The organism is Serratia sp. T13T92 (assembly GCF_047530105.1).
Taxonomy (GTDB): Bacteria; Pseudomonadota; Gammaproteobacteria; order Enterobacterales; family Enterobacteriaceae; genus Chania; species Chania fonticola.
Window position 1 is genome coordinate 1 of sequence record NZ_JBLJAK010000072.1, and the last position, 11417, is coordinate 11417.

The 11417-nt window shown below is 48.9% G+C and carries 9 protein-coding genes and 2 pseudogenes; 4 read left to right on the forward strand and 7 right to left on the reverse strand.

What is annotated here, in order from left to right; all coding sequences use genetic code 11:
* From mobF to ACMV5I_RS28230, 4 genes are all read right to left on the reverse strand, one after another.
* Nucleotides 1–427: MobF family relaxase (gene mobF / locus ACMV5I_RS28215; RefSeq protein ID WP_414825824.1), on the reverse strand; the 427-nt coding region annotated here is incomplete at its 3' end.
* A complete protein-coding gene (gene traD, locus ACMV5I_RS28220) occupies nucleotides 427–2688 on the reverse strand; it encodes a type IV conjugative transfer system coupling protein TraD (protein WP_414825825.1) in 2262 nt (753 codons plus the stop codon). The genes mobF and traD, both read right to left, overlap by 1 nt.
* Before the next feature lie 285 nt (nucleotides 2689–2973).
* Nucleotides 2974–3668 (reverse strand): IS1 family transposase gene (locus ACMV5I_RS28225; protein ID WP_414825826.1). Its coding sequence is split into 2 segments (ribosomal slippage): nucleotides 2974–3422 and nucleotides 3422–3668, totalling 696 coding nucleotides; the frame shifts between segments, so codons are not numbered across the junction.
* Nucleotides 3669–4088: 420 nt separating this feature from the next.
* Nucleotides 4089–5804, reverse strand: coding sequence for a M12 family metallo-peptidase (locus ACMV5I_RS28230; protein ID WP_414825827.1), 1716 nt, complete (start codon nucleotides 5802–5804; stop codon nucleotides 4089–4091).
* Nucleotides 5805–6013: 209 nt separating this feature from the next.
* Here ACMV5I_RS28230 and ACMV5I_RS28235 point away from each other — a divergent pair.
* A pseudogene (locus ACMV5I_RS28235) lies at nucleotides 6014–6251 on the forward strand (group II intron reverse transcriptase/maturase); the annotation flags it as partial.
* A gap of 168 nt (nucleotides 6252–6419) precedes the next feature.
* Nucleotides 6420–7119 (forward strand): annotated as a pseudogene (locus tag ACMV5I_RS28240) (IS110 family transposase); the annotation flags it as partial.
* 63 nt (nucleotides 7120–7182) lie between these two features.
* Here the strand turns inward: ACMV5I_RS28240 and ACMV5I_RS28245 are convergent.
* The 3 genes from ACMV5I_RS28245 to ACMV5I_RS28255 all read right to left on the reverse strand — a co-directional run bounded on the left by ACMV5I_RS28245 (nucleotide 7183) and on the right by ACMV5I_RS28255 (nucleotide 9722).
* The gene (locus ACMV5I_RS28245; RefSeq protein ID WP_414825828.1) at nucleotides 7183–7686 is read right to left on the reverse strand and encodes an ATP-binding protein; all 504 of its coding nucleotides are present in this window, start codon (nucleotides 7684–7686) and stop codon (nucleotides 7183–7185) included.
* Nucleotides 7687–7715: 29 nt separating this feature from the next.
* Nucleotides 7716–8777: an alkene reductase gene (locus ACMV5I_RS28250; protein ID WP_414825829.1), complete on the reverse strand. Its 1062-nt coding sequence runs from the start codon at nucleotides 8775–8777 to the stop codon at nucleotides 7716–7718.
* 248 nt (nucleotides 8778–9025) lie between these two features.
* Nucleotides 9026–9722, reverse strand: a protein-coding gene (locus tag ACMV5I_RS28255) for an IS6 family transposase (protein ID WP_414825830.1) whose coding sequence is annotated in 2 segments (ribosomal slippage) — nucleotides 9026–9151 and nucleotides 9153–9722 — 696 coding nt in all. Because the reading frame shifts where the segments join, the coding sequence is not laid out codon by codon here.
* A 224-nt stretch (nucleotides 9723–9946) separates the two neighbouring features.
* On the opposite strand from ACMV5I_RS28255, the gene ACMV5I_RS28260 reads away from it, so the two are divergent.
* Together ACMV5I_RS28260 and ACMV5I_RS28265 are read left to right on the forward strand one after the other, a co-directional pair.
* Nucleotides 9947–10759, forward strand: a complete 813-nt coding sequence (locus ACMV5I_RS28260; RefSeq protein WP_414825831.1) for a MetQ/NlpA family lipoprotein — start codon at nucleotides 9947–9949, stop codon at nucleotides 10757–10759.
* A 382-nt stretch (nucleotides 10760–11141) separates the two neighbouring features.
* On the forward strand, nucleotides 11142–11342 hold the full coding sequence (locus ACMV5I_RS28265) for a helix-turn-helix domain-containing protein (RefSeq protein ID WP_414825832.1): 201 nt from the start codon (nucleotides 11142–11144) through the stop codon (nucleotides 11340–11342).
* Nucleotides 11343–11417 lie beyond the last annotated feature (75 nt).

An 11417-nucleotide genomic window follows, 5' to 3' on the forward strand; every position in this document is an offset into this window, starting at 1 on the left:
GCGCCATCACCAGATTGCCGGTCAACTCGGTCTGACTTTTACCGTCGGTCATCACCCGCGTCGAGGCCAGTGCCTCCACCTGCTTCACAGCGGTATCCACCGCGTGGTTGTGTGCGTCAATCAGCCGCGTGTCGCCGCCGAGCATGGCCATCACTGAAATACTTTTGGGGGCTGAGAAGGTCAGGTCATAGCCAGGGCGGTGCTTGTTGGCACCCTCCTGCATACGGCTGAGATCACTTCCGTCCGGCAGGCGACCTTCCAGCAGTTGGGTGAAGATTTTCTGGTCCACCTCGCCTTTAAGCCCCAGCTCAGCAGCCCCCTCGCCCGCCCAGCGTTCTCCCATACTGCCAATGACGTAGTAGTTATCCTTGTCGGTGTAGTAGTTGCCGGCACTGCCGGCCGATTTCACTGTCGCCAGACTTAGCATCAGAGGTTGTCTCCCGGTTCGAGGTCTTTTTCAGGCGAACGATGCACATTGATGTTCACCTCTTCACGGCGCTGCATTCCCTGTTGTGACAGCATTTCCTGTTCCGTCTGCCATGACTCCCAAGCCTCCATATCTACAACCTCGCCAGTTTCATCAATGCCAGGCGGCAACTGTTCAGCCTCTTCCGCCTTAGTTCGTAGATCCTGTTCTGTGCCGCCAGTTCCCGTAGCAACTGATGTAGATACCGGGTTAGCCGTGGCATTTCTGACAACTTGTTGTAGCTGTTGTAGCTGTTGTGGCTGTTGTAGCTGTTGTGGCTGTTGTGGCTGTTGTGGCTGTTGTGGCTGTTGTGGCTGTTGTGGCTGTTGTGGCTGTTGTGGCTGTTGTGGCTGTTGTGGCTGTTCAGCCTCAGGGCTGGTCTCTTTAGTTGCAATGCCGTCAGCATCCGGCTCAAAAAGCATGGCTATATTACGAGATTCATCTTCCCGTGCCGCCAGTGCGTTATTCAGGCGTTCGTTTGCTTTCTCATCAATGAAGCGAGGAATAAAATCAGGAGCTACTTTAGGACGAGGCTGGTACTTCAGGGCCATCTTCACAGCTGGATAGGGTCCCGGCAGAGTGACATAGCAGGAGAGGTCTGGCAGTGTCTGGATATCGGAGTAACTGACTAAAGTCTGACGCTCCATATCTTTACCAACTGAAGTACCGTCACGTACTGGGTCCACACCATAGGAGTATTGCTCTGACGCCTTTCGGAACTCTTTTTCGCCAATTTCACCCGCCGCAAATTCTGCAATGGATTTTGATGGGGAACGGAAGAAAGCACGAGTGTTAAGAACATCGAATAGTGTCTCTGCGGCCTTATTTCCGTAGATATCTTCCAACTGCGCATACGACTGAATACCCACGACATAGCAGCCCCCGAACTTACGGGCCTCTGGCAAAATTTCCACCAAGTCGGGGATTTTATGCAAAGTGGGAAGCTCATCGCCAAAATACCAGACTCGGCGGTTGCGATTTTCTCCCATCCCCAGCAGCCCACGAATGGCAATGGACAACCACATAGAAATCACTGGTTTAAGTGAGGCATGGGTATCTGCGTTGGAAGAGATAAACAATGTGCCGTTCTTACCATCGTCACGCACACCACGCATCCAGTCACGGATGGTGAATGGTTCGCCGTTACCCTCAATACCCTGCAGGTAGCGGATGGCTTTGACGTAGTTAGTCAGCACCGCACGAATAGAGATGGCGGTCTTCTCGATTTTCTCTTCCACCAGGTTGGCCGCCGGCGAGTTTTTGAGATAGGCGCGCAGCTTTTCGATTTTAATCGACAGTAATGTATCGACCAGTTTGCTGTAGCTGCGGTCTTTATCGTTACGCATCAGGTAAGCAGCTTCAGCAAAAATGGTACGTCCGGAGCCCTGCCAGAATGGGTCCTCTTTCGTCCCCATAGGAATCAGAGTATTGGAGATGTTATCGAAGTCGGGTTGAGTTAGACATTCGCGCCAAAGATCCCATGCTGCACAGCGTGAATCTTGTGGATTGAGAATTTTATCTATAGACGGATCATAGTAACTTTTTACGAACTCCCCCGACCGGTCGTAGACAACAATCATATCGCCACGTTTACGTGCATAGTTCATGAGACGGCGAATGACCTCTGATTTACCTGATCCAACCGTGCCGTGCAGACAGAAATTCTGGATTTCGGAGTTCTTGATGAGCGGCAAGTCTCCAATTTTAATGTCGGACGCCATACCGTCGCGTTTGAGCATCTTCGCCACGATTTTCGGGTCATCGGTCAGCTCACGCCCTCCGGTGATTTCATCCTCACTCTGCTGCTTACCCTGATGGCCCAGTACCCAGGTGGTGACGAAGAACGCCACCACGCAGACCACGGCGGCGATGATGGCAGCCAGCAGAAACGTCGCCCAGACCTGCTCGGCACACCAGATAAGGTATTTATCCTTCAATACCTGCAGCGCGTTGTACTGAAGCTCTTTCTCGTAATAGCGCACGGTATAGACTGGCTGGGATTTAAATATATCGCGCATTGGCGATAGCGTCTGGCACCAGTAATAAAGCATACCGTTAACAAACGTTTGCCACGACAGTTTCACCCAGAAGGTCAGCGCGACAATAATCGCAAACAGAATAACGAGGCAGTAAATAATAATATTGGCAATCTGGCTGAACATACGGATGCGCATGCTCGCAATCTGACCACCCTGGGTCATATCCTTGGCATTAAAACTCATGATATCCGTCCAGTATAAAAGAGAGGATTAAACGAAAACGAAAATTTATTACAGCGCTGATAACTATTTCTACCGCTGCGATTGCCTATTCCGACCCAAACCGATCGCACATTTAATTCGACCACAGATTCCAGCTTCGCCGGCAACACTTCACGGCTGCACAAAGGATTTGCACAGCCGTTCTGCGTTTACGGTTAAAGGCAGGGAGTCAGTTAGGCGATTGGGTTGCCAGCAGAGCAGCGGGCGAATTACCTGCCGGGGAACTCAGTCGGGTAGTGCATCCAATTAGTAGAACATGTGTTTTTCGATAAACGCTCCGATCACTTTTTCGTGGCTCTCAACTGAGCGTGAGAAGCAGATTGTTTTACGAGCCAATCGCTTAATGCGGGTGCGGAGCGTCAGGTTATTACGCTCAATGCGTTGGGTGAATATTTTGCCGGTCAGATGCTTATCCTTCGGCACCTCCCGGCCATAGCTGCCCCAGTCGTCGCTGGTGATCATGCCGATGTTGAATGGTGTAAGCAGTGCCAGTAGCTCCCGGCAGGTTTCATCGGTTCGAGGACCGAAAGTGTAGGCCAGTACACCGCCTGTTTTGGTGTTGTACGCGTACCAGAGCCAGTGCTGCCGGGCTTTACTGCCAACGAAGCTCCATTGCTCATCAAGTTCGCAGATAAGCGCCACATCAGCATGGGCAACAGGCGAAGACGTTATTCGCTTTGGCGCGAGTTTTTTAAAGTCCGGATGACGGTGTTAATGCCAATTTTCAGTGTTCTGGCGGTATCGCGAACCCCGGCACCATTGAAGGCCATTTCAGTGATCTGCTCTTTAATACCCGGCTTACGCGCTTCATAAGCATAAGTGAGCTGAAACACACGGTGGCAGTCACGGCAGCGAAATCTGTCATGGCCTTTAGGGTTCTGACCATGGCGGTAAACTTGAGCAGACTGACAACGGGGACAATGAACGTTAACGCTGGCCATGAGATAACCTCAAAAGCCCGTATTATACATCAGATTCAACTAATTAGAGGCATCACCCTAATTGGAGGTATTACCGTTTGTCGCATACAGTCCCTTTATCAGCAAGTGGGAATAGATGGCTTATTCGGCAAGCAAACTAAATAAGTATATAAAGAAAGTGTTCCATAAAATTTATTGTAAATATTAAAAACCTTAGGCTGCTTCGGCAGTGATGATGTATATGAAAATTTAAAAAGTTAACAGGGTTTGACAAATAAAAACATCAAGTCCTCACTCGTATCAGGCATTAAAGAGCTAAATAGGTCATTTTTAATGATTAGCACCCTCCTTGAAGGGAGAGTGCTAAAGAATGCATTAAAATGCATCCATAATCAGTAAATTATAATTATAAAATCCCCGTGCACTTCTACCTAACAACCATCAACGATAAGCTGCAACTGTGGAAGAAAATTCATTCATCGCTCTAACGGCATCAATTTTATCAGGAATACCCATGGGAATACCGTAATCCAATGTATAACGATAAGGCGTTGCATAATAAGGAAGGGCATTACCCCCCATAATTGTACCTAGTAAGCCATAGCCTTGATTATAATAACTGCTCTCGCCAGCATGCTGCAATCCCATATTATGTCCAAGTTCATGCCGCATTACGTTTGTACCGCAATTAATCGATCCTGTAGCTACCATATTGAAGGAACTAGCCTTCACCCAAGCCAAACCACAGCCATCTTCTGTACCTTCGTAATAAACGCCATCAGCTTTCAGGCTATCTCTCCATCCTTGAACAGTTGGATCGCTGCGTAAATCGCTGAGAGGATCCCCCAGAGTCTTCCAACTGTCTTTGGCAGTGATTTTATTTAGTCCACGCATACGATAGCGGAAGTTAGCACCTGAATTTTCCAATGCGTCATTGGTAAGATTGAATGCTTCGATTAACCTGTTACGCATGACGCTTTCGCCTAAACGAGCCGCAGCTTTATCACTGTAAACCAGCAATAAATCAATAGTGATCGTTTCTTTGTTCCATATGTGATTTTCATCAACTTTAAATGCGACTATTTCACCATTGGCGATACTGTAACTCATGTTATTAGCTAGTACCGTGAAACCCCATTCAGCAGAGCTTTGTACAACGATGCGTGTTCCTTCCTTTTGGTTAGACGGCAGCGTCAACACTGACTGAAAATTGCCATTGGAAACATTAATAAAAGTTCGTGGCCGAGTTAACTCTGGGACATTACCACCAGGAATATCTTTAGCTTGATAAACCGTGTTTGGATGCATCATTAACTGCCATTTTTTATTTTCGGAAATATAAAAGAAATCATATTGTTCACCTGTATGCAGTTTCATGACTCCTGGCAAGTTTACGTTTGATGAATCGATCGTCGCCGTAAAAGTGGCTGCTGATTTCAATGAAATCTTATCCCTATCACCTGCTGTTTCGGGGAGCTTTATCTTCTCAATCCAGTTCGCGTTTGAAAAATAAACCGTTGTGTTTTGCGAGGTTGGAGTGGGTACTTGTAACTTAATGTCGCCTGCATTTAACATTCTGTTCGGTGCCGAGTCAACAACCCAGCCATTAAAACCTGATAAATACTTGAAGACATATTCATCACCAGTGATAACTTGCGTGGTGCTGGCATACAGCATATTGTCATTACTTACTTTTGAAGAATATGTAGCCCGGGAGCGGATAATGATGAATGCGCCGTCTTTTGCTTTGACAGGCAATGTTACCTGGGGAGCCAAGTTGCCATTTTCCATTGAGTAAAAAGTAATAGAATCTGTACTTTCTGGAATAATTACTCCGACTTCATTTGGAGTCAAGTAGCTAACGTCGGTGCCACTAATTAACCACGCATTAATACTAAGAGTGTATTGTAATTTATATTCACAACCACTCTTAATTGGTAGTGAAGATAGCGGAACGTCCACATTCGTGACATCCAATTGTGCGGTGTAACCTGCTGATGAACGAATCACCACCTTGCTTTTATCCGTTGGTTGCGTTGGCAAAACAATATTTTTAGTCCAGTTACCATCTGAAAGGGTAAAGACGACTTCATCGTATCCTGATGGCAGGTTTCCACTGCCGAGTTGGTTAGGCGTAGTAATTAATATGTTTTCCATAGATGTTCTCCAAGTGTAATTTTACTTTCAGTTAAACGAGCTGTAATAACGTCCCATTTCAGGCCAGGTTGCATGATTGGGAAAATGATTATGAGGTAGGAAAATCATTCTTAACATTGGTTCATGTTTTGCTGTGAACCATACAACTTCTTTGAACACTGGCTCTATGACGTTCCTATTCACGCTGTCGTGTAGCCGCATCCCGATCTACCCTCGAAAACCGAAGTGAGGAAAAACGTTTTTACAGCGTACTACCGAAGCGACTGAGCCGGTTCGGTCTTGAACTGCACGCAGCCAAATCGCAACTTATCGCGACGGGTTACGTGGCAGCCACGAGAGAAGACCAGCAAGTATAACGTTTGAAAACGTTGATTTTTCTTGGCTTTACCTGCTACTGGGGAAGAACTCGCAAAGGGATACTGGCGGCTGAAGTTTACCGGCAGAGAGGGGCCAAGACCGGGTAACCTGCGGGTTTCCTCACCTCAAACTCCGTTTGCGACAAAAACGAATGTGGTTGAAAAACATCCTTAACGAATGGAAGGGACTTCCCCTAGATATGCGCCTGATTAACTTTCGTGCAATCATGGGATAAACATTGACCCAGAGGGATTCGTTATGACCATCACCACTGTCGGTATCGATCTTGCTAAAAATGTGTTCGCTGTTCACGCCGTTGACCAGAATGGTAGAACGGTTCTGGTCAAACCAAAAGTATCGCGTACTGCACTTCCTGCGTTGATCGCAAGTTTACCCCCCTTGTGTTATTGGGATGGAGGCATGCTCCGGAGCTCACTACTGGGCAAGGCTGTTTCGGCAGTATGGTCATGAACCCCGTCTGATGGCTGCAAAGTTTGTATCCCCCTATCGCATGGCCGGTAAATCAGGGAAAAATGATGCGGCTGATGCTCAGGCCATCTGTGAAGCTGTCCGGCGTCCGCATATGCGGTTCGTACCAGTGAAGGATGAAAGCCAGCAGGCGATGCAATGTCTGCACCGTACCCGACAAGGTTTTATCGAAGAGAAAACAGCAACATATAACCGATTAAGAGGCTTGATATCCGAATTCGGTGTTATTGCCCCACAAAGCACAGACGCTTTGCGCCATATGGTTTCTGAACAGAAGAGTTCTTTACCGCTTCAGGTTCAGCAATGTATCGATGACCTGCTGAAACATATTGATCGCATTGAAGATAACGTTCCTGAATACGACCGAATCCTGTCCCGTATGGCAAAAACAGATCACCGTAGCCAACGACTAATGGAACTTAAGGGGATTGGTCCCACAACGGCTTGTGCGCTGGTCGCCAGCATTGGTGTCAATACCGATCGAATAGTGACCCATCCTGCCAAAGTAAAACAGACCCACCCCTGTTAGCGGTTAGCCAGAAATGTCGGCGGTTGCAGACTTCTTCAACTGACCACTTTTTAACTTATCCTTCAGCCTGTAACTTTGCCCGCTAATCTGAACAATGTGGGCGTGATGTAGCAAACGATCCAACATCGCTGCTGTGAGCGTCTCGTCATCCCCAAAGGTTCCTGACCACTGTGTAAATGGCAGATTACTGGTCAATATCAGACTGCCTGACTCGTAGCGTCTGGCAACAACCTGGAAGAACAGGTTGGCTTCCTCCTTACCGAACGGCAGGTAGCCAATCTCGTCGATTACCAGCAGTCGTGGCTTGTGAATGATGCGGTTCAGATAGCCTTTAAGTTCCCCCTGACGATGGGCGGCAACCAACTGCAACATCATGTCCGCGGCGGTGATAAACCGGGTACTCAGCCCGGCCATGGCACACCGGTACGCGAGAGCAGCGGCAAGATGGCTTTTACCTACACCAGAGGGGCCCAGGCCCCATTCCCAGTTGAAATGCGACAGAGCCACCGTTCTCTGTTAATACGACAGAGCCCCTGTCAGGCATTCATTACCGGGTAATCGGTGTAGAATTGTGCATTCCCGCCAAAAAAACCTTCACGCCGTGCTTCATTCATCGGTGCATTCAGCTTCAGTCGCTCCACAAAATCAGGATTTGCCAGTACCATCGCACCGTAGGATTCAAGCTCAGCAAGGCCGGATGCCACATCCATACCAATCTGTTCACGAGGACGCCCCGGACGATTGAGGATCAGCGTGTTTTTCCAGCGCTGGCGCATGTCATTCAGCAAAGACTCATTACCGATATACATAATGTGTAGATAAGCCAGCTCCAGTTTGTTCAGCTCTTCCGTCAGATAGCGATAAAGCGCCTCGCTTTCCTCACCCTCATCAATCCCCCACATGTTCATTTCTGGCGACAAGCGAATACCGGTCCGATCCGCTCCAATTTCATCTGCAACAGCTTTTGCTACTTCGACAGCAAATCGGGCGCGATTTTGGAGAGAACCACCATACTCGTCTGTCCGGATGTTGGCGCTTGGAGCGAGAAACTGGTGGATCAGATAAGCGTTGGCACCGTGAATTTCAACACCATCAGCGCCCGCTTCAATTGCCCTGCGGGCAGCATAGCGAAAATCTTGTACGGTCCGGCGGACTTCATCGGTGCTCAGTGCGTGTGGAACCGGAATATCCTGCATGCCTGTTGCGGTGAACATATGTGTACAGGGGGCGATAGCCGAAGGCCCAACGCCAGGTCGATGATGCGGTGTATTGTCCGGGTGAGACATGCGGCCTGCATGCATCAACTGGATGAACATCCTGCCACCTTTTTGATGAACCGCATCAGTGATATGCTTCCACCCTGCAACATGGGAATCCGTGTAGATACCAGGGGTAGTCAGATAGCCCTGACCATCATCAGAAGGTTGTGTCCCTTCGGCAATAATGAGACCAATGCTGGCACGTTGTGCATAGTAAAGGGCCGCCAGCTCTCCTGGCGTGCCGTCGGCCTGAGATCGGGATCGTGTCATGGGTGCCATAACCAGGCGGTTTAACAGGGTATAACGACCAACGGAAACAGGAGTAAAAAGCGTATTCATCTGAGCTATCCTTCATAATGCGGAGCAACCAGAATAGTGACCGCAAACGGTGCGTGTCAAGGCATCAAGCGCAGTGCCTCATGCGCCAGAACAGGGCAGCCTGACGGCTGCAAATTGAAAACTCCGCTGTCTGCCGGACTCAGAGTTGCCATACAGTGATTTGAATATGTATGACCTGACAATCATTGTTCTCTGGGCTCTGTCGCATTAACGGGCACAGGCCAGCCAAAGTGGGTGTTGCCGATTATTTAGGCAGCCAACAGATAAAATTGTTCCGCAGGTGACAATCCCTCACTTTCCGGATGCTGATATTGTCCTTTGCGTATCATGTGGATCAATTCGATGCCCGCCAAAAGCGCCTGTGCCCGTCGAAAACGATTTGAATCCCAGCATCGCTCTTATCCGGCGTTTGATATTGCGGTGATCTTGCTCAACCAGATTGTTTAGGTACTTACTTTGCCTCACTGTAATCGTTTCCTCATCGGGTTTGTCGGCGTTGAGCGTGGCCAAAGCCGCTGTGTTGGCCACACTTTTATCGATAGTGACCCCCTCAGGTTCGCCGTGATGGCGAATAGCCTTGCGGAAGAAGCGCAATGCGGCGGCGGCATCCCGTTTGGCGATGAGCAGAAAGTCGATTGTCTGGCCTGATGAGTCAACAGCCCGGTACAGAGACTTCCACTGCCCGTTGATTTTGATGTCGGTTTCATCCATTCGCCCTCGACGCCCCACCGAACATTTATGCCGGCGGAAGGCCTTGTCCAACAGAGGCACCAGACGGATAACCCAGCGATGAAGTGTGGAATGGTCAACAGCAATGCCGCGTTCAGCCATCATTTCCTCGAGATTGCGCAAGCTAAGGGCATAAGCCAGATACCAACGAACACATTGCGCGATGATATCGATGGGATAATGCAAGCGTTTAAAGGCATTTCTGAACAGAGACATTAATAGGCAACATTACAAAAAAAACAGCATATTACCTGACGCCGCTAACGCGACAGAGCCGTGGACAGTCGACCTTACCGCTGTCTGAGTGTCAATACGGTCTAAATGAGCAGCTTACCCTTTAACGACGTTTACGCTTAACCAAGGTTTGACTTAGATACGGTCATAGGTTTAGCTGTTGGCACAACACTGACCGATCTTATTGTTTTTACAAGGAGTCTCTCATGGCAATTATTTGGCGCTGCACCGCTTTGGCTGCAGCATTAGCAGCAACGTTGTTATTACAAGGATGCGATCAGAAGGACGATCAAAACCATATTAAGGTTGGCGTCATTAACGGTGCAGAACAGGACGTTGCAGAAGTCGCTAAACGTGTGGCCAAAGAGAAATATGGCCTGGACGTTGAACTGATTGGCTTTAGCGGTTCGTTGCTGCCCAATGACGCCACCGACAAAGGCGAATTGGATGCCAACGTATTCCAGCACCGCCCCTTCCTGGAACAGCAAAATAAAGATCACGGCTACAAACTGGTCGCGGTAGGCAATACCTTTGTATTCCCAATGGCTGGCTATTCGAAAAAAATCAAATCGCTGTCAGAGTTGCAGGACGGCACGGTAATTGCCATCCCCAACGATCCCACCAACCTGGGTCGCGCGCTGCTGCTACTGCAAAAAGTTGGGCTGATCGAACTTAAGCCTGGCAAAGGACTGTTGCCAACCTCACTGGATATCAGTGCCAACCCGCACAACTACCAGATTATAGAGTTGGAAGGTGCACAACTGCCCCACATATTGGACGATCCTAAAGTCGCGGTGGCGGTGATCAGCACTACTTACATCAACCAAATGGGCCTGACGCCGACCAAGGACGGAATTTTTATCGAGGATAAAGATTCGCCATACACCAATATCGTGGTAGCGCGCGAAGACAATAAAGACGTGCAGAACGTGCAGAACTTCGTGAAAGCCTACGAGTCCGATGAAGTCGCCAAAGCGGCAGAGAAAATCTTCAACGGCGGTGCCGTCAAAGGCTGGTAACGCCCCCGCGATCTGTTGCAGGTGCCGGTGGTTTCTGAGCCTGTACATAGATTTGTGTAATTGCCTGATTTTGATATGTTCAATCCAACATCAAAAGCAGGTTAATTTATGGACGAAAAACAGTTGCAGGCTCTTGCTAACGAACTTGAAGGTTAGGAATCTATGGCCACTCCCGTTTTTGCAACACCGATATTGAAGATATTGTTGGCTTGCATGAATCTATCCGGCGTCTTAATGGACCTTTAGCCCGCGCCCCGATGAGTTACGCGCCTGGTGAACCTTATAAACTGGGCGCCCCATTCCCACTCGAAACGCAACAAAGTGACCCACTGGCCAGACCCGGATAAAATCACCGCTCTGGCCCTACTGGAGAGCCTGTTGCATGCAGGGAAAACATCTGACTCAGAAAGAGCGGTTCTACATCGAAAAGCGGCGTGGTGAAGGTGTCAACCAAGCCACCATCGCCCGAGAGCTTGAGCTTCCTCGCTCGACCATCAGCAGGGAACTCAGACGCAATACCGACCCCACTTTCGTAAGCGTCGCTGGAACCCCACCTGTTATTGCGTTCGCGATGTTGCCATGATCTTGTTCCCGATCATCAACACGGAGCAAACCCATGAGGAACATCCGCACGCCCGAAGAATGGCACGCCCTTTTT